Source organism: Enterobacter cloacae complex sp. P6RS, assembly GCF_014982245.1.
GTDB lineage: Bacteria > Pseudomonadota > Gammaproteobacteria > Enterobacterales > Enterobacteriaceae > Enterobacter > Enterobacter bugandensis.
The window spans coordinates 24,184-42,114 of the sequence record NZ_JADCLB010000006.1 but is presented as its reverse complement, the minus strand read 5'-3'; the positions used below and the strand labels follow the sequence as shown (position 1 = coordinate 42,114).

Here is a 17,931-nt window from a genome sequence, read left to right as displayed (position 1 = left end):
GTTTCAACTAACAAACCATCAGAATGGCGTGCAATTTACCATAGTTATGCCTGAAGAGCGCAGTTGCTTCGACGGAGTTTGGCCGGAACAGGCGTCCGGCCAGCGAGGGTTTAGCCTGCCAGAGCGCGTCGTTGCTGGCGACGCTTAAGGAATTTCTCACGCAGGTTATCGTATGCCCAGTTATAGAGCATGGTGTATGGCAGGAAGAACAGGAAGAAACCAATTTCTAACGTGAATGCCTCAAGCAGGGTCACGCCCAGCACGGCGGCGACAATCGACACGCCGATTACAATAAACCCGCATTCGAACCCCAGGGCGTGCAGCGCGCGCACTTTTGCCGTACGTTTTACGCGCTGGACAGGCCAGAAACGGTCGAAGCCGAAGTTATAGATAATGTTCCAGAGCATGGCGGTGGTAGCCAGGATAATGGTTAACCCACCCATCTCCACCACCGAGCGCTGCATCAGCCATGCCGCCGTGGGGGCGAGAATTGCCGTGGCAATCCCTTCGAAACAGACAGCATGAAAGATCCGCTCCGGCAGCTTACGTTGGAGTGCATCCTGATGTTGCATAGTGTAGACCTCATTAATTCACCGGTATGGGCGTTGATGCAGCCTATTTTTATCGCTAAAGCTGATATATTAAAGATAGTATCCATCGATAAAGTAGATAGTTTATGCGCTATTCACCTGAAGCTCTTACCGCGTTTGTTGAGACCGTTGCGGCAGGCTCTTTCTCTGCTGCCGCGCGCAGGCTGCGTAAAAGCCAGTCGACGATCAGCACCTCCATTGCCAATCTTGAAGCCGATCTGGGTTTCGAACTGTTTGACCGCTCGGCGCGCCAGCCGGTGTTAACGGTCCAGGGGGAACAGGTACTGGGCTATGTGCAGGCCATTCTCGCCGCCAGCACGCGGCTGGATGAGCTGGCGGTGTCGTTAACGGCACAAACGGAGGCGCGTCTGACGTTTGTCCTCTCCGATACCCTCAACCCCGACGTGCTTGAAGATCTGATGAAGCAGTTTGACGCTCGCTTTCCCCACACGGAATTCGAATGCCTGATTGGCGAGGAAGAGGACGTGATCGATCTGCTGCAAAAGGAGCGCGCGCAGGTGGGGCTGACGGAAGCGCGAGACGGTTATCCTACGGATATTGGCGCTACCCGGCTGCCGGTGCAGACCCGAATGGCGATATATGCCGCGACCACGCATCCGCTCGCCGGACAACACGAGGTGCAGAGCGACGAGCTGCACGGCTGGCGGGAGCTGAGGCTCAGCACCTACCTTGAGCGCGAGGCTGAGATCGCGCGCGGGCCCGTCTGGTCAGCGCCGAACTACCTGTTACTGTTGAGTATGGCCGTCCAGGGGTTCGGCTGGTGCGTGCTGCCGTGCGCGCTGGTGGATGAATTCGCCGCTGCGAAGTCGCTGGTACAGCTCAATGTTCCCGGCTGGCCACGGGCGATCGGCATCGATCTGCTGTGGAATAAACGATCCCCTCCCGGCGTGGCCGGAAGCTGGCTACGGCAGTATCTGCAGGATGCACGCTAATCCTTGTGATTAAACTCACTATTTTTAAACAATTAAGATAATTGCCAGTAACAATCCTCTACTATCGTCATGTCATTTAACACAGAGGTCGTGATGAAAGATGTCGTAATAGTGGGTGCGTTGCGTACGGCTATCGGCTGTTTTCAGGGAGCGCTTGCGCGTCACTCGGCGGTTGACCTGGGCAGCGTGGTCGTTAAAGCGCTGGTGGAACGTAGCGGGATCGCAGCCCATGAAGTTGATGAGGTGATCCTGGGGCAGGTTCTTACGGCCGGTGCCGGGCAAAACCCTGCGCGTCAGGCGGCGCTGAAGGGCGGGCTGCCCAACACCGTTTCCGCCATTACCATCAACGACGTCTGTGGTTCAGGGTTAAAAGCGCTGCATCTCGCCACCCAGGCCATTCAGTGCGGTGAAGCGGATGTGGTTATAGCTGGCGGACAAGAGAACATGAGCCGCGCGCCGCACGTTCTCACCGATAGCCGAACCGGCGCGCAGCTGGGTAACAGCCAGCTGCTCGACAGCCTCGTGCATGACGGGCTGTGGGATGCGTTCAACGACTATCATATGGGCGTGACGGCAGAAAACCTGGCGCGCGAGTACGGCATTAGTCGCGAATTGCAGGACGCCTATGCGCTCAGTTCGCAGCAAAAAGCGCGTGCCGCGATTGATTCCGGTCGCTTTCGCGACGAGATTGTCCCGGTCAGCACGCAGCGTCAGAACGGCGAGGCGATCGTCGTCGATACCGATGAACAGCCGCGCACGGATGCCAGCGCGGAAGGCCTGGCGAGACTGAACCCCGCGTTTGAAACGCAGGGCTCGGTCACCGCGGGCAATGCCTCGTCCATTAACGACGGTGCCGCCGCCGTGATGATGATGAGCGAAAGCAAAGCCCTTGAGCTCGATCTCCCCGTGCTGGCCCGCATTAAGGCGTTTGCCAGCGTGGGCGTGGATCCTGCGTTGATGGGGATTGCGCCGGTCTACGCTACCCGTCGCTGCCTGGAGCGCGCAGGGTGGCAGCTTTCGGATGTCGATCTGATCGAAGTGAACGAAGCCTTTGCCGCGCAGGCGATCTCGGTCGGCAAAATGCTGGAGTGGGATCCGCTGCGGGTCAACGTGAACGGCGGTGCAATTGCGTTAGGGCATCCCATCGGCGCGTCCGGCTGCCGAATCCTGGTTTCGCTGGTCCACGAAATGAAAAAGCGAAACGCGCGCAAAGGGATCGCTACCCTCTGTATAGGCGGCGGACAGGGCGTGGCGCTCGCCATCGAACGCTAATTTCTCACCACTTAAAAAACCTCCTTCGGGAGGTTTTTTTTATCGTGTTCTTCTCTTCATGGGAAGTAATCGTGATCCGCGCGTCATTTCTGTTATAAACAAAAATAAAAAATGAAACGTTGTTTTAATTGCAATTGAAAACCCTATTTTATGCCGCTAGTATGTGTTCATCATAAAACGAAACGTCGTTTCGTTTAATTTCTGCCTTCGGGCATGACCACATCTGGAGGTTACCGTGGACGTCAGACAAAGCATCCACAGCGCGCACGCCAAAACGCTGGATACTCAGGGACTGCGCAGCGAGTTTTTAATTGAGCAGGTGTTCGAAGCCGATAAGTACACCATGGTCTATAGCCACATCGACCGCATTATCGTGGGCGGCATTATGCCGGTGGCGAAAACCGTCTCCGTGGGCGGTGAAGTAGGCAAGCAGCTGGGCGTAAGCTACTTCCTGGAGCGTCGTGAACTGGGCGTGATTAATATTGGCGGGCCGGGCACGATTACCGTGGACGGCCAGTGCTACGAGATTGGCCACCGCGACGGGCTGTACGTCGGCAAAGGGGTGAAAGAGGTGGTCTTTGCCAGCATCGACGGCGGTAAACCCGCGAAGTTTTACTACAACTGCGCCCCGGCGCACACCGCTTATCCAACCAAAAAAGTAACGCCCGCAGACGTTGCGCCCGTGACGCTGGGCGACAACCTCACCAGCAACCGCCGCACCATCAATAAATACTTCGTGCCGGATGTGCTGGAAACCTGCCAGCTCAGCATGGGTCTGACCGAACTGGCCCCGGGCAACCTGTGGAACACCATGCCGTGCCATACCCACGAACGCCGTATGGAAGTCTACTTCTACTTCAACATGGATGACGACGCCTGCGTGTTCCACATGATGGGACAGCCTCAGGAAACCCGTCATATCGTCATGCATAACGAGCAGGCGGTGATTTCACCCAGCTGGTCTATTCACTCCGGCGTGGGGACGAAAGCCTATACCTTCATCTGGGGGATGGTTGGAGAAAACCAGGTCTTCGATGACATGGACCACGTCGCGGTTAAGGATCTGCGCTAGTCGCGGGCAGTTAAGCATACATCTGCCTGTTGATGACAGGCGCTGAAAGAGTAAGGAACAAACATGATTCTGGATGCATTTTCTCTGCAGGGTAAAGTGGCCGTGGTTTCCGGGTGTGACACCGGACTGGGCCAGGGGATGGCGTTAGGCCTGGCGGAAGCGGGCTGTGATATCGTCGGTATTAACATCGTTGAGCCCACGGAAACCATCGAACGCGTAACCGCGCTGGGCCGCCGTTTTCTCAGCCTGACCGCCGACCTGCGTAAAATCGACGCCATTCCGGAGCTGCTGGATCGCGCGGTGGCGGAATTTGGCCATATCGACATTCTGGTCAACAACGCGGGGCTGATCCGCCGTGAAGACGCGATTAACTTCAGCGAGACCGACTGGGACGATGTCATGAACCTGAACATCAAGAGCGTGTTCTTTATGTCCCAGGCGGCGGCGAAGCACTTCATCGCGCAGGGCAAGGGCGGCAAGATCATTAACATCGCCTCGATGCTCTCCTTCCAGGGCGGCATCCGCGTGCCGTCTTACACCGCGTCGAAAAGCGCGGTGATGGGCGTGACCCGCCTGCTGGCGAACGAATGGGCGCAGCACAACATCAACGTCAACGCGATTGCGCCGGGCTACATGGCCACCAACAACACCCAGCAGCTTCGCGCGGACGAAGAACGCAGTGCGGCGATCCTGGAGCGTATTCCGGCGGGCCGCTGGGGGCTGCCGAGCGATCTGATGGGGCCGGTAGTGTTCCTGGCTTCCCCGGCATCGGACTATATCAATGGTTATACCGTCGCGGTTGATGGCGGCTGGCTGGCGCGATAACCTAACTTATGACAAATACCTCTGCTCTTCGGCGGAGGTTTTTTTGCTTAAAATTTGTCAAAGTCCATATTGATAAACACGAAAAATCCATACTTAAAAATCATAGACGACTGCCATCACACTTTTATTATTTAAAAATTAAGGAGTTAGTAATATCAGGTGATTATCCAGCATTAGTTGAAATTGTAATGTCCATCACATATCGCTATGCCATAGCGAAATAATCCATATCTTCACGAATTCCGCCCTGACACTTTTTCCCGCTATCTCGTAATTTCATTTAACGAATTTTGCTGTTGAGGCAGGAAAAATATGACATCTATAAATGACTCTACCCTGATGCCCGCCGCGCTGCGCGATACCCGCCGCATGAACCAGTTTGTCTCCATTGCGGCAGCCGTGGCCGGTTTGTTGTTCGGCCTGGATATCGGCGTGATCGCCGGGGCGCTGCCGTTTATTACCGATCACTTTACGCTGAGTAACCGCCTGCAGGAGTGGGTGGTGAGCAGCATGATGCTCGGCGCGGCCATCGGTGCGCTGTTTAACGGCTGGCTTTCGTTCCGCCTTGGGCGTAAATACAGCCTGATGGTCGGGGCGGTCCTGTTTGTTGCCGGGTCCATTGGTTCGGCGTTTGCCACTAACGTTGAAGTGCTGCTGCTCTCCCGCGTGCTGCTGGGCGTGGCGGTGGGGATTGCCTCCTACACCGCGCCGCTGTATCTCTCCGAAATGGCGAGCGAGAACGTGCGCGGCAAGATGATTAGCATGTACCAGCTGATGGTGACGCTGGGCATCGTGCTGGCGTTCCTGTCTGACACCTACTTCAGCTACAGCGGTAACTGGCGGGCGATGCTCGGCGTGCTGGCGCTGCCTGCGGTAGTGCTGATTGTTTTAGTGATCTTCCTGCCCAACAGTCCGCGCTGGCTGGCGCAAAAAGGGCGTCACGTGGAAGCGGAAGAGGTGCTGCGCATGCTGCGCGACACGTCTGAGAAAGCGCGTGAAGAGCTGAACGAGATCCGCGAAAGCCTGAAGCTGAAGCAGGGCGGCTGGTCACTGTTTAAGGCTAACCGCAACGTGCGCCGCGCGGTGTTCCTCGGCATGTTGCTGCAGGCGATGCAGCAGTTCACGGGGATGAACATCATCATGTATTACGCCCCGCGCATCTTCAAAATGGCCGGTTTTACCACCACCGAACAGCAGATGATCGCCACGCTGGTGGTGGGGCTGACCTTTATGTTCGCCACCTTTATTGCGGTGTTCACCGTCGATAAGGCCGGTCGTAAGCCTGCGCTGAAAATTGGCTTTAGCGTGATGGCGCTCGGTACGTTGATCCTCGGCTACTGCCTGATGCAGTTTGATAACGGCACGGCGTCCAGCGGCCTCTCCTGGCTCTCCGTGGGCATGACCATGATGTGTATTGCTGGCTACGCGATGAGCGCCGCGCCGGTGGTGTGGATCCTGTGCTCTGAAATTCAGCCGCTAAAATGTCGCGATTTTGGTATCACCTGTTCCACCACCACCAATTGGGTGTCGAACATGATCATCGGTGCGACCTTCCTGACGTTGCTGGATGCGATTGGCGCGGCGGGAACCTTCTGGCTCTATACGGTGCTGAACGTGGCGTTTATTGGCGTGACATTCTGGCTAATTCCAGAAACCAAAGGCGTGACGCTGGAACATATTGAACGCAAGCTGATGAGCGGGGAGAAACTGCGAAATATCGGCGTGTAAGGTTAATGCCGGGTAAGCGCAGCGCCACCCGGCGTTTTGTTAGCGTGATGCTGAATAACTACCAACTTTGATAGCAATTCCTCAGATAGTCCATTCACGCGTTCAGATTATTCTTAGTTTCTTGTATTATCGGGCAACTGAACTCACCCGGCAGGAATTTACTGCACCCGAAACAGAAGAACGGCTATGTCAGCAATGGATTTCAAAAAAAATACGGACCTCGATTTTTCCTCATATGCTCCTCCAGCAGTCAGTTCAAAAGAGATCGATCTTCTGGGCCTGTTAGATATTCTGATTACCGCGAAAAAACGCATTGCCACCATTATCTTTGTTTTCGCGCTGGCAGGTCTGGCAATTGCGCTTCTACTGCCGCAAAAATGGACCAGTAAAGCGGTGATCACTCCGGCGGAACAGACACAGTGGAACCCGCTGAGCCAGATGATGGTTGCGCTGCAGGTTCTTGATGTGAAGGTGCCGGTTACCCGTCAGGAAGTCTTTGACCTGTTTATTAAAAAATTCCAGTCGCAGTCATTGCTTGAAGAGTATATGACCTCTTCCCCTTACGTGATGGCGCAGCTCAAAAATGCGCAAGTGGACCCGCTTGAACTGCACCGTGCGGTTGTCAATATTGCAGACAAAATGAAAGCGGTGAATGATGTTCAGGGAAAAGATGCGGATAAAGCGCCTTTCGTCTCCTGGACATTGAGCTTCACCGCGCCGACCGCAGCCGATGCCCAATCCGTTCTGGAGGGGTATATCAACTATATCTCGGCAATTGTTGAGAAAGAAACGGTGCAGAATATCCGCAACCAGATCGCCCTCAAAACGAACGAGGTAGAGCAGCAGCTGACGCTCGACCGCGTTCGTCTGACCAATGTACATAACACCAACCTGCAGCGGCTGAACTATTCGCTGGAAGTGGCGAATGCGGCGGGCATTAAGAAGCCCGTTTATAGCAACGGACAGGGGATAAAAGACGATCCGGATTACTCCGTTGCGCTCGGGGCTGACGGTATCGCGGAAAAGCTAAGGATTGAAAAAAATCTGAAGGATGTGACGGAGCTGAACGCGGACTTCCAGAACCGGGAATATTACCTGGCGCAGCTGAAACAACTCTCCTTCGCAGACGTTAAGCTTGAGCCATTCAGGTATCAGCTTTCGCCATCGATGCCGGTGAAAAAAGACGGCCCGGGCACAGGCATGATTGTCATTCTGGCGGCGATCCTTGGCGCTCTGTTTGCCTGCGGCAGCGTATTACTCCGTGAGGCCATGCTCAGCCGAAACCCATTGCCAGAGCCGGTAACGGAATAAATTCTGCACACATGAAGGCGCTGCAACAGCGCCTTTTTTATTTCAGGAAATCCTCGCGAACAGGCGTAAAGGTGTCCAGCAGCGTGCCGGCCCTGAGGCAGACGCAGCCGTGCATCACATGTGGTTTTTTGTAGAGGGTATCTCCCGCCGTCACGACATGCTTCTCTTCACCAATGGTAAACTCAAATTCACCAGAGAGAACATAGGTTAACTGTTCGTGCGGGTGGTTATGCAGTGGGCCAATCGCGCCCTGCTCAAACTGTACTTCAACCGCCATCATCCTGCCGCCGTGGGCCAGCACGCGACGCGTAACGCCGTTCCCCAGATCTTCAGACGCGGTCTCTTTGTGGAACATAAACATGGCTTTGCCCTTCATAATAAAACAGTGTTTTATTTAATTTACATTGGCCAGCTTAAAAAGAAAACGACGTAATAAAGAACTGGAAACAGGATCACAAGTTTGCTTCACTGGCTTAAACAGATAAGGAGCGATGATGAAAACGATTGGCCTGATAGGTGGGATGAGCTGGGAATCGACAATCCCTTATTACCGCCTGATTAACGAAGGCGTAAAGCAGTGTCTGGGCGGCCTGCACTCCGCGAGCCTGCTGCTGCACAGCGTTGATTTTCATGAAATCGAAGCCTGCCAGTCGAGCGGCGAATGGGATAAAGCCGGAGAAATCCTGGCTGATGCCGCGCTGGGGCTGGAGCGTGCGGGGGCGCAGGGCATTCTGCTGTGTACCAACACGATGCACAAAGTGGCCTCGCACATTGAAGCGCGCTGTTCGCTGCCGTTCCTGCACATCGCGGACGCCACCGGACGCGCCATTCGCGCTTCGGGAATGTCGCGCGTGGCCTTGCTGGGCACACGTTACACCATGGAGCAGGATTTCTATCGCGGGCGCTTGCACAGCGAGTTTGGGATTGAAAGCCTGATCCCGGATGAGGGGGACCGGGCGCGCATCAATCAGATTATCTTCGACGAGCTCTGCCTCGGAACCTTCAGCGAAACCTCCCGCGCATATTACGTCAGCGTAATAGATAAACTGGCGCAGCAGGGGGCTGAAGGGGTGATTTTCGGCTGCACGGAGATCGGTTTGCTGGTGCCGGGCGAACGAAGCCCCATCCCGGTGTTTGATACCGCGGCCATTCACGCGGCAGATGCCGTGGAATTTATGCTGTCATAACGGGTTTTGCAGGTCAGGTAAGCGAAGCGCTACCTGACGCGCATGCTCAACTAAGTGTTCGGTGAATGCGTCCACCAGCGCGGAAGCCGGACGGTGCAGCGGGCGGATAAGGCTTACGGTGAACGGGACGGAAACGCTAAAACGGCGGATGACGATCCCGCTTCCTGCATAGTCCATCGCCGTAAGCGGATTGACGACCGCAACGCCAACGCCCGCGCGCACCATCGCGCATATTGACGCCGCGCTGTGGGTTTCAACCACCATCCGCCGCTTCACCTGATGCTCAGAAAAAAGCGTATCCAGCAGTTGCCGGTAGCTGTCCGTTTGCGACAGGCTAATGTAGTTTTCACCATGAAAATCCGCGGGCGTCAGCACTGCTTTGTGGGCAAGCCGATGCCCGGCGGGCAGAACGCACACTTCATCCAGCGCGAGCAGTTCCGTGCGCGCCGTTCCTGCGGGTGTCGAGAGGGTTTCGGTTAACCCGAGATCGTGGCGCTGTGCCGACAGCCACTCTTCAAGCAGAGGCGACTCCTGCGGGACGATGGTGAGATTGACCTCAGGATAGCGGGCCAGAAAAGGCTGGAGCAGCGTCGGTAAGAAGGACTGAGAGAAGACGGGCAGGCAGACAATCGACAGCTCGCCCTGACGAAACTCGCGCAGGCTTTCCGCCGCGCTGACGATTCTGTCCAGCCCGTACCATGAGCGCTGCACTTCCTCAAACAGGCGCAACCCCTGCACCGTCGGGTGAAGCCTGCCCCGGGCGCGTTCGAACAGCTTCAGCCCCAGCACTTTCTCGAAGCGCGCCAGCTCGCGGCTGACCGTCGGCTGCGAGGTATGCAGCATCTGCGCGGCTTCGGTGAGATTGCCGGCGGTCATCACGGCGTGAAAAATCTCGATGTGGCGTAAATTGACGGCGGGCATAGGGCACCTGAAAGCAAGGAACTGTCCATATCATTTTTGCATAGACTCGCGATAAAACGATATTTTTTATTCTGCTTCCGCTGTGGCGTAATCATAAAAAATGAATTGAACCGGAGAAGACCATGCCACGCCCGCTCAACCAGACGGATACCGATTTGAACGCTGAAAACCTGCTGCGCCTGCCCGCCGAGTTTGGCTGCCCGGTATGGGTCTACGACGCGCAGATCGTTCGCGAGAAGATCGCCGCCCTGCATCAGTTTGACGTGGTGCGTTTTGCCCAGAAGGCCTGCTCCAATATTCATATTCTGCGCCTGATGCGCGAGCAGGGCGTGAAGGTTGACTCCGTATCGCTGGGTGAAATCGAGCGTGCGCTGGCGGCAGGCTTTGATCCGAAAACCGATCCTGACGCGATCGTCTTTACCGCGGATGTGATCGACGACGCAACGCTTGCGCGCGTGCATGAACTGCAGGTGCCGGTGAACGCCGGTTCTGTGGATATGCTGGAGCAGCTTGGGCAGGTTTCACCCGGCCATCGCGTCTGGCTGCGCGTCAACCCGGGCTTTGGACATGGCCATAGCCAAAAAACCAACACCGGGGGCGAAAACAGCAAGCACGGGATCTGGTATGCCGATATGCCTGCCGCGCTTGAGGTACTGCAGCGCTACAGCCTGAAGCTGGTCGGTATTCATATGCACATTGGCTCCGGCGTCGATTACGGGCACCTGGAGCAGGTGTGCGGGGCGATGGTGCGCCAGGTTGTCGACTTCGGTCAGGATCTGGAGGCGATCTCCGCCGGTGGCGGTCTTTCCATTCCTTATCGTGAAGGGGAAGAGGCGATCGACACCGATCACTATTACGGCCTGTGGAGCGCCGCGCGCGATCAAATTGCCGCGCATCTGGGCCATGCCGTGAAGCTGGAAATTGAGCCGGGTCGTTTCCTGGTAGCCGAAGCCGGCGTGCTGGTGGCGCAGGTGCGCAGCGTCAAAGAGATGGGCTCCCGCCACTTCGTGCTGATTGATGCGGGCTTTAACGACCTGATGCGTCCGTCCATGTACGGCAGCTACCATCACATTACTGCCCTGGCTGCCGATGGCCGCGATTTAACGCACGCGCCGCGCCGCGAGACGGTGGTCGCAGGCCCGCTGTGTGAATCCGGTGATGTGTTTACCCAGCAGGAAGGCGGCAAAGTTGAAACCCGCGCGCTGCCCGAGGTGAAGCCGGGCGATTACCTGGTGCTGCACGACACCGGGGCGTACGGGGCGTCTATGTCCTCGAACTACAACAGCCGTCCGCTGCTGCCGGAAGTGCTGTTTGATAACGGCAAGGCGCGGCTGATCCGTCGTCGCCAGACCATTCAGGAACTGCTGGCGCTGGAACTCGTTTGATTAAAGTACGGCCCCGTTGTGACCGAATCGCGTAATACCAGCGTGCCGGTAAACGGCGGGATCGCATCGACCGGCTGGTTCTTCGCCAGTCGGATCGCCTGATCGATAGCCGTGACGATCATGTTATCTATCGGCAGATAAACCGACGACAGCGCAGGCTCCAGCCACTTCGCGCTTGGGGCATCGTCAAAGCCGAACAGGGAGATATCCTGCGGGATCTTAAGCCCTGCCTGATGCAGCGCTTTGGACGCGCCCAGCGCCATATCATCGTTACAGGCAAACAGCGCGCTGAACGACACCCCTTCAGCAATCAGCTCCTTACACAGCTCATAGCCCCGCGTCATTCCCGCATCACCGTACTTTATTCGACGCTCGTCCAGACGAATGCCGTGCTTTTCAAGCGCCTTACGGTAGCCCATCAGCCGCGCTTTACCCGTGGGGGTGTGGATCGGAACGGTAATGCAGGCGATCTCCCGGTGGCCCTGATTGATCAGGTAATCCACCGCCTTAAACGCGGCATCCTGCTGTTCGAAGAACACGCAGCGCTCCGGTGCCTGGCTGACTTCACGGTTGATGACCACCAGCGGCGTTTGCACGGTATTAATCAGCTTGATGATCGCTTTTTCGCTCATATAGCGCGTGTAAAGCACGATGGCATCGCACTGGCGGTCGGCCAGCATTTGCACCGCCTGCTCTTCCTGCTCTGGCGCGTCGTGACCGTCGGTGACGATCAGCTGTTTCCCGTGGGTTTCGGTCTGCCGCGACGCCTGCTGCAAAAGACGACCAAAGTAAAAGCCGTCGAAGGTAGAGACGACCAGACCAATGCTGTTGCTGGTCTGGTTAGCCAGCGAACGCGCGAGAAAGTTTGGGCGGTAGCCCAGCTCTTCCATCGCAGCAAAGACCTGCTGACGCGTGCTCTCTTTAACCTGACCTGTGCCGTTCAGCACGCGCGAGACGGTAGCCTTCGACACGCCCGCGCGCAGTGAGACATCCAGCATTGTTGCCATTCTACATTCCTGCTTCCACGTAATGGTTTGCAGTTTAACACAGACCTGACAGCGTATAAGCGATGCGGGAAGCGCAAAACTTCTGCCACGATCACGCTTTTTGGTCACGATTCGCCTGGCCTGCGGGAAGTAAAACTAAATAGTCTGACTCTGGTAAAATAATCGCCAAACCGGGCTGGAGGCGTCAGGCCAGCATAATCATTAAAAACGCAGGTGAAACGTGAAAAAGACCGTCATTCTCCCGCTTTACGAGGCACCGCACTATGCGGAGCAGGTCACCGACTGGCTCTGGCAGGCCTTTGGCGAGGGGCTTGCGCGGGATTTTTTCCATAGCATCGTCGAGCACAGCCAGACGCCGGGTGCCCTGCCGCTGACCTTTATCGCCGTAGAGGATGAACGGCTTCTCGGGACGGTGGGACTCTGGCGCTGTGATTTGATTACCCGTCAGGATCTCTGTCCGTGGCTGGCGGCGCTCTACGTTGATGACGCGGCGCGCGGCAAGGGGCTGGCAGGAAAGTTACAGCAGCATGTTATTCGCTTCGCCGCACGGGCCGGGTACGAGGAACTTCATCTCTGGTCTGCCTGCCGCGACTTCTATGAACGTTACGGCTGGCAGTATATTGGCGATGGGCTGGAGTATCCGGATAAAACGGTACACCTGTATCGCTATTCGCTCTGCGCGTCAGCGGGCGCTGCAACGGAGTGACGGCGCACTAACGTTGGGCTGAAGAGATGGGTAATCTCCGGCGGCTGGCGTTGTTCGGCCAGCGCCAGCGCCAGCTCTGCGGCCTGGGTGGCCATCGTGATGATGGGGTAGCGTACGGTGGTCAGGCGCGGGCGCACGTACCGGGAGACCAAAACATCGTCGAAGCCAATCAGCGAGATTTCCGCTGGCACCTCGATCCCGTTGTCATTCATGACGCCCATTGCCCCGGCAGCCATCGAATCGTTATAGCTGGCGACCGCGGTGAAATTCCGTCCGCGACCCAGCAGCTCCGTCATGGCCTGTTCGCCGCCGCTCTCATCCGGTTCACCGTAGGCCACCAGGCGGTCATTGCACGGCAGACCGTTTTCGCGCAGGGCGTCGTAGTAGCCCTGCAGGCGGTCTTCCGCATCAGAAATGGGGTGATTGGAGCAGAGATAGCCAATCCGGGTATGACCCTGTTGAATCAGATGACGGGTCGCAAGCCAGGCGCCGTAGCGGTCGTCGAGGGCTACACAGCGTTTTTCAAAGCCGGGGATAATACGGTTGATAATCACCATGCCGGGCATCTGCTTCATCAGGTGAATTAGCTCGGCATCCGGGATCATTTTGGCGTGTACCACCAGCGCAGCGCAGCGGTGGCGGATCAGCTGCTCAATGGCCTGGCGTTCTTTTTGTTCATTATGATAGCCATTGCCGATCAGCAAAAAATTACCCGTCTGATAAGAGACCTGTTCTACCGCTTTAACCATGGCACCGAAAAAGGGGTCGGAAACGTCTCCCACCACCAGCCCAATAGTCTCTGTTGACTGCTGGGCGAGCGCGCGGGCGTTGGCATTCGGATGGTAGTTCAGGGTTTCCATGGCGCTTTGTACCGCCTGGCGTGATGCGTCACTGGCTTTGGGTGAATCATTAATCACGCGGGAGACGGTGGCTACCGACACACCTGCCAGACGAGCCACATCCTTTATTGTCGCCATTTATAACCTTCTTATTTGGGGTAAGCGTTTACACACTGAATAGTGTTGCGGAAAAGTGACGTCCATTCAAGGGAAGCCGGTTTCCGCGCGCCACAAACGTGACGCAGACCAACCCTGGTAGTGTAATCGTTACACGCCTGGTCATGTCAGAAGAATGTCATTCTGAACCTTTAGTTACACTTTGCCTCAGGCTGTTGCGATTGTCCGGTGGCGATGACGTTAAAGAGGTTGGTAGAGTCGAGATCCCAGAGGTATTGATAGGTGGAATCAACTCCGGTTGATTAACACGACTTACACCAGCCTGCGTTCTTACGCAGGTTTTTTTTGCCTGACAGTTCAACCTGTAACAGCAAAAGAGAATATTCACACCTGGTTGCATTTCGGCTCATTCCCTTGCGTTTTCCTGCTGGCGAAGCGCAGGGTCAACAGCCACAATCAAGATCCCAGAGGTATTGATTGGTGAGAATTCTTAGTACGGTTTCGTACTCATCTCTTGCACCAGCCTGCGCGGATGCGCAGGTTTTTTTTCGCCTCCACTTTTGCTGTCGCTCCCGTATCACTTCTCGTGTAATCTGCCACCATTTACTGTCAACCCACCACACTGTCTGGCAAAGGGAGTTGAGATGCTATTTGGGTTTTTCCGTACACTGTTCCGTATTCTTTTTCGCATCCGCGTCACTGGCGATGCACAGGCGCTTCGCGGCGAGCGCGTTCTCATCACACCCAATCATGTTTCCTTTATAGACGGCATCCTGCTTGCGCTGTTTCTGCCCGTGCGTCCGGTGTTTGCGGTCTATACCTCCATCAGCCAGCAGTGGTATATGCGCTGGCTCACCCCACTGATCGATTTCGTACCGCTTGACCCGACAAAGCCGATGATGATTAAACACCTGGTGCGTCTGGTAGAGCAGGGGCGTCCGGTGGTCATTTTCCCGGAAGGGCGCATTTCAGTGACCGGTTCGCTGATGAAAATCTACGACGGCGCGGGGTTTGTCGCGGCGAAATCAAACGCGACCGTGGTGCCGCTGCGCATTGAAGGCGCAGAGTTGACCCATTTCAGCCGCCTTAAGGGGCTGGTGAAGCAGCGTCTGTTCCCTAAAATCACGCTGCATATCCTGCCGCCAACGTCGTTACCGATGCCGGAAGCGCCGCGTGCCCGCGATCGCCGTAAAATCGCCGGGGAAATGCTGCACCAGATTATGATGGAAGCGCGCATGGCCGTTCGTCCGCGCGAAACGCTGTATGAATCCCTGCTTTCGGCGAAGTACCGCTACGGCGCGAAGAAAAACTGCATTGAAGACATTAACTTTACCCCGGATACCTATCGTAAACTGCTGACCAAGACGCTGTTCGTGGGCCGCATTCTTGAGAAGTACAGCAAAAAGGGCGAAAAGATCGGCCTGATGCTGCCAAACGCGGGCATCAGCGCGGCGGTGATTTTTGGTGCGGTTTCCCGTGGCCGCATTCCGGCGATGATGAACTACACGGCGGGCGTGAAGGGGCTGACCAGCGCCATTACCGCCGCCCAAATCAATACCGTCTTTACCTCCCGACAGTTTCTGGACAAAGGCAAGCTGTGGCATCTGCCGGAACAGCTGACCCAGGTACGCTGGGTCTTCCTGGAAGATCTAAAAGCGGACGTGACCACCGGCGACAAGCTGTGGATTTTTGCGCATCTGCTGGTGCCGCATCTGGCTCAGGTCAAACAGCAGCCGGAAGATGACGCGATTATCCTTTTCACGTCGGGTTCGGAGGGTAACCCGAAAGGCGTCGTCCACAGCCACAAGAGTATTCTGGCGAACGTTGAGCAGATCAAAAGCATTGCCGACTTTACCGCGAATGACCGTTTTATGTCGGCGCTGCCGCTGTTCCACTCCTTTGGCCTGACGGTGGGGCTGTTCACGCCGCTGCTGACCGGTGCCGAGGTGTTCCTCTATCCCAGCCCGCTGCACTACCGCATCGTGCCGGAGCTGGTGTATGACCGTAACTGCACCGTTCTGTTCGGCACCTCAACGTTCCTCGGCAACTACGCGCGTTTCGCCAATCCGTATGACTTCTATCGCGTGCGGTATGTGGTGGCCGGTGCGGAAAAGCTGCAGGAGAGCACGCGTCAGATCTGGCAGGACAAGTTTGGCCTGCGCATTCTTGAAGGTTATGGCGTTACCGAGTGCGCGCCCGTTGTCTCGATCAACGTACCGATGGCGGCGAAACCGGGAACGGTGGGCCGAATTCTGCCGGGGATGGATGCGCGCTTGCTGGCGGTGCCGGGCATTGAGGACGGTGGCCGCCTGCAGCTGAAAGGGCCGAACGTGATGAACGGTTACCTGCGCGTGGAAAACCCGGGCGTGCTGGAAGCGCCAACGGCGGAAAACGTCAACGGCGAGATTGAAACCGGCTGGTACGACACCGGCGACATCGTTCGTTTCGATGAGCAAGGCTTTGTACAGATTCAGGGGCGCGCAAAACGCTTCGCCAAAATCGCCGGTGAGATGGTCTCTCTGGAAATGGTTGAACAGCTGGCGACGGCCGTGTCCGCCGAGAAGATGCACGCCACGGTCGTGAAGAGCGATGCCAGCAAAGGCGAGGCGCTGGTGCTGTTTACCACTGATGCTGAGCTTAAGCGCGACAGGTTACTGAGCTATGCGCGTGAACACGGTATTCCTGAACTGGCCGTGCCGCGCGATATTCGCCACCTGAAGCAGCTTCCGGTGCTGGGTAGCGGCAAGCCCGATTTCGTGACCCTGAAAGGTATGGTTGAAGAGGCGGAGCAGCATAATGCGTGAGTCAGTACACACTAACACCTCGCTGCGTTCAAAAGGCATGATGGCCGTCATCGCCGCGCAGTTTCTCTCTGCGTTCGGTGATAACGCGCTGCTGTTTGCCACGCTGGCGCTGCTGAAAGCCGAGTTTTACCCTGACTGGAGTCAGCCGATCCTGCAGATGGTGTTTGTGGGCGCTTACATTATCTTTGCCCCGTTTGTGGGACAGGTGGCGGACAGCTTCCCGAAAGGCCGGGTGATGATGTTTGCCAACGGTCTCAAGCTGCTGGGCGCTGCCAGTATCTGCTTCGGCTTCAATCCGTTTATTGGCTATACGCTGGTGGGTATCGGCGCTGCCGCCTACTCTCCGGCGAAGTATGGCATCCTCGGGGAGCTGACCACGGGCGATAAGCTGGTGAAGGCCAACGGTCTGATGGAGTCGTCAACGATTGCCGCTATCCTCCTCGGCTCCGTCGCGGGTGGCGTGCTGGCCGACTGGCATGTTCTGGCGGCCCTGGGCGTGTGTGCAGTGGTGTATGGTGGGGCGGTCGTGGCTAACCTGTTTATTCCGAAGCTGCCGGTGGCTCGCCCGGGCCAGTCCTGGCGCTTTAAACCGATGACCGGCAGTTTCTTTAACGCGTGCCGCGTGCTGTGGCGTAACGGGGAAACGCGCTTCTCCCTGATGGGAACCAGTATGTTCTGGGGGGCGGGCGTCACGCTGCGCTTCCTGCTGGTTCTGTGGGTACCGGTGGCGCTGGGGATCACCGACAATGCGACGCCGACCTATCTGAATGCGATGGTGGCTATCGGGATTGTGGCTGGCGCGGGCGCGGCGGCGAAGCTGGTGACGCTTGAAACGGTCGCACGCTGCATGCCAGCGGGGATCCTGATTGGCCTCGTGGTGCTTATTTTCTCGCTGCAACATGCGTTATTGCCCGCTTATGCTCTGTTGATCCTGATTGGTATTCTGGGGGGCTTCTTTGTGGTACCGCTGAATGCGTTACTCCAGGAGCGTGGCAAGCAGACCGTCGGGGCGGGGAATGCCATTGCAGTTCAAAATCTCGGTGAAAACCTGGCCATGCTGTTAATGCTGGGGCTCTACTCGCTGGCGGTAAAAGTGGGTGTCCCGGTGGTGGCGATTGGCGTCGGATTTGGTGGGCTGTTCGCGGCGGCGATTGCGGGATTGTGGATCTGGCAGCGTCGCCGTTAATAAGTAGCCGGGTGGCGGCTTCGCCTTA

The 17,931-nt window shown here is 56.7% G+C and carries 16 protein-coding genes; 11 read left to right on the top strand and 5 right to left on the bottom strand.

The window, feature by feature from the left end:
* Positions 1 to 110 precede the first annotated feature (110 nt).
* The gene (locus INF73_RS04025) at positions 111 to 572 is read right to left on the bottom strand and encodes a multidrug/biocide efflux PACE transporter (protein ID WP_150145010.1); all 462 of its coding nucleotides are present in this window, start codon (positions 570 to 572) and stop codon (positions 111 to 113) included.
* 104 nt (positions 573 to 676) lie between these two features.
* Here INF73_RS04025 and INF73_RS04020 point away from each other — a divergent pair, with 104 nt between their 5' ends.
* The 6 genes from INF73_RS04020 to wzz(fepE) all read left to right on the top strand — a co-directional run bounded on the left by INF73_RS04020 (position 677) and on the right by wzz(fepE) (position 7,751).
* Positions 677 to 1,543: a LysR family transcriptional regulator gene (locus INF73_RS04020; RefSeq protein ID WP_045629969.1), complete on the top strand. Its 867-nt coding sequence runs from the start codon at positions 677 to 679 to the stop codon at positions 1,541 to 1,543.
* Positions 1,544 to 1,636: 93 nt separating this feature from the next.
* Positions 1,637 to 2,815, top strand: coding sequence for an acetyl-CoA C-acetyltransferase (locus INF73_RS04015; RefSeq protein ID WP_028014300.1), 1,179 nt, complete (start codon positions 1,637 to 1,639; stop codon positions 2,813 to 2,815).
* 235 nt (positions 2,816 to 3,050) lie between these two features.
* Entirely contained in the window at positions 3,051 to 3,887 is an 837-nt protein-coding gene (kduI, locus tag INF73_RS04010; RefSeq protein ID WP_193541379.1) for a 5-dehydro-4-deoxy-D-glucuronate isomerase, read from the top strand.
* A 63-nt stretch (positions 3,888 to 3,950) separates the two neighbouring features.
* A complete protein-coding gene (gene kduD, locus INF73_RS04005) occupies positions 3,951 to 4,712 on the top strand; it encodes a 2-dehydro-3-deoxy-D-gluconate 5-dehydrogenase KduD (RefSeq protein ID WP_003862835.1) in 762 nt (253 codons plus the stop codon).
* A 312-nt stretch (positions 4,713 to 5,024) separates the two neighbouring features.
* Positions 5,025 to 6,440 (top strand): sugar porter family MFS transporter, encoded by a 1,416-nt coding sequence (locus INF73_RS04000; protein WP_028014298.1) that lies wholly within the window; start codon positions 5,025 to 5,027, stop codon positions 6,438 to 6,440.
* 186 nt (positions 6,441 to 6,626) lie between these two features.
* Positions 6,627 to 7,751: an LPS O-antigen length regulator Wzz(fepE) gene (wzz(fepE), locus tag INF73_RS03995; RefSeq protein WP_045260915.1), complete on the top strand. Its 1,125-nt coding sequence runs from the start codon at positions 6,627 to 6,629 to the stop codon at positions 7,749 to 7,751.
* 37 nt (positions 7,752 to 7,788) lie between these two features.
* Here wzz(fepE) and INF73_RS03990 read toward each other — a convergent pair whose 3' ends face one another.
* Complete coding sequence (locus tag INF73_RS03990) at positions 7,789 to 8,112, bottom strand: cupin domain-containing protein (RefSeq protein WP_045260914.1); 324 nt, start codon at positions 8,110 to 8,112, stop codon at positions 7,789 to 7,791.
* Between the two features lie 133 nt (positions 8,113 to 8,245).
* On the opposite strand from INF73_RS03990, the gene INF73_RS03985 reads away from it, so the two are divergent.
* Entirely contained in the window at positions 8,246 to 8,938 is a 693-nt protein-coding gene (locus INF73_RS03985; protein ID WP_193541455.1) for an aspartate/glutamate racemase, read from the top strand.
* Here INF73_RS03985 and INF73_RS03980 read toward each other — a convergent pair.
* Positions 8,933 to 9,859: a LysR family transcriptional regulator gene (locus INF73_RS03980; RefSeq protein WP_193541381.1), complete on the bottom strand. Its 927-nt coding sequence runs from the start codon at positions 9,857 to 9,859 to the stop codon at positions 8,933 to 8,935. The genes INF73_RS03985 and INF73_RS03980 overlap by 6 nt on opposite strands.
* A gap of 122 nt (positions 9,860 to 9,981) precedes the next feature.
* Between INF73_RS03980 and lysA the strand changes: the two genes are divergently transcribed.
* Positions 9,982 to 11,244, top strand: coding sequence for a diaminopimelate decarboxylase (gene lysA, locus INF73_RS03975; protein ID WP_045629967.1), 1,263 nt, complete (start codon positions 9,982 to 9,984; stop codon positions 11,242 to 11,244).
* Here lysA and INF73_RS03970 read toward each other — a convergent pair.
* Positions 11,214 to 12,251 carry a LacI family DNA-binding transcriptional regulator gene (locus INF73_RS03970; protein ID WP_028014292.1) on the bottom strand — a complete coding sequence of 346 codons (1,038 nt, stop codon included), beginning with the start codon at positions 12,249 to 12,251 and terminating at the stop codon, positions 11,214 to 11,216. The two genes, lysA and INF73_RS03970, sit on opposite strands and share 31 nt — an antisense overlap.
* A 220-nt stretch (positions 12,252 to 12,471) precedes the next feature.
* Here INF73_RS03970 and INF73_RS03965 point away from each other — a divergent pair, with 220 nt between their 5' ends.
* Positions 12,472 to 12,957: a GNAT family N-acetyltransferase gene (locus INF73_RS03965; RefSeq protein WP_069732748.1), complete on the top strand. Its 486-nt coding sequence runs from the start codon at positions 12,472 to 12,474 to the stop codon at positions 12,955 to 12,957.
* Here the strand turns inward: INF73_RS03965 and galR are convergent.
* The gene (gene galR / locus INF73_RS03960; RefSeq protein ID WP_028014290.1) at positions 12,918 to 13,934 is read right to left on the bottom strand and encodes an HTH-type transcriptional regulator GalR; all 1,017 of its coding nucleotides are present in this window, start codon (positions 13,932 to 13,934) and stop codon (positions 12,918 to 12,920) included. The two genes, INF73_RS03965 and galR, sit on opposite strands and share 40 nt — an antisense overlap.
* Before the next feature lie 623 nt (positions 13,935 to 14,557).
* On the opposite strand from galR, the gene aas reads away from it, so the two are divergent.
* Both aas and lplT read left to right on the top strand, forming a co-directional pair.
* Positions 14,558 to 16,717, top strand: coding sequence for a bifunctional acyl-ACP--phospholipid O-acyltransferase/long-chain-fatty-acid--ACP ligase (gene aas, locus INF73_RS03955; RefSeq protein WP_193541383.1), 2,160 nt, complete (start codon positions 14,558 to 14,560; stop codon positions 16,715 to 16,717).
* A complete protein-coding gene (lplT, locus tag INF73_RS03950) occupies positions 16,710 to 17,903 on the top strand; it encodes a lysophospholipid transporter LplT (RefSeq protein ID WP_028014288.1) in 1,194 nt (397 codons plus the stop codon). The genes aas and lplT overlap by 8 nt, the downstream gene beginning before the upstream one ends.
* The last annotated feature ends 28 nt before the right edge of the window (positions 17,904 to 17,931 follow it).

Bases quoted from the DNA above. Each gene is read 5' to 3' on its own strand.
- INF73_RS04025 (WP_150145010.1), bottom strand. From the start codon at position 572: ATGCAACATCAGGATGCACTCCAACGTAAGCTGCCGGAGCGGATCTTT.
- INF73_RS04020 (WP_045629969.1), top strand. From the start codon at position 677: ATGCGCTATTCACCTGAAGCTCTTACCGCGTTTGTTGAGACCGTTGCG.
- INF73_RS04015 (WP_028014300.1), top strand. From the start codon at position 1,637: ATGAAAGATGTCGTAATAGTGGGTGCGTTGCGTACGGCTATCGGCTGT.
- kduD (WP_003862835.1), top strand. From the start codon at position 3,951: ATGATTCTGGATGCATTTTCTCTGCAGGGTAAAGTGGCCGTGGTTTCC.
- INF73_RS04000 (WP_028014298.1), top strand. From the start codon at position 5,025: ATGACATCTATAAATGACTCTACCCTGATGCCCGCCGCGCTGCGCGAT.
- INF73_RS03990 (WP_045260914.1), bottom strand. From the start codon at position 8,112: ATGTTTATGTTCCACAAAGAGACCGCGTCTGAAGATCTGGGGAACGGC.
- INF73_RS03985 (WP_193541455.1), top strand. From the start codon at position 8,246: ATGAAAACGATTGGCCTGATAGGTGGGATGAGCTGGGAATCGACAATC.
- INF73_RS03980 (WP_193541381.1), bottom strand. From the start codon at position 9,859: ATGCCCGCCGTCAATTTACGCCACATCGAGATTTTTCACGCCGTGATG.
- lysA (WP_045629967.1), top strand. From the start codon at position 9,982: ATGCCACGCCCGCTCAACCAGACGGATACCGATTTGAACGCTGAAAAC.
- INF73_RS03970 (WP_028014292.1), bottom strand. From the start codon at position 12,251: ATGGCAACAATGCTGGATGTCTCACTGCGCGCGGGCGTGTCGAAGGCT.
- galR (WP_028014290.1), bottom strand. From the start codon at position 13,934: ATGGCGACAATAAAGGATGTGGCTCGTCTGGCAGGTGTGTCGGTAGCC.
- aas (WP_193541383.1), top strand. From the start codon at position 14,558: ATGCTATTTGGGTTTTTCCGTACACTGTTCCGTATTCTTTTTCGCATC.
- lplT (WP_028014288.1), top strand. From the start codon at position 16,710: ATGCGTGAGTCAGTACACACTAACACCTCGCTGCGTTCAAAAGGCATG.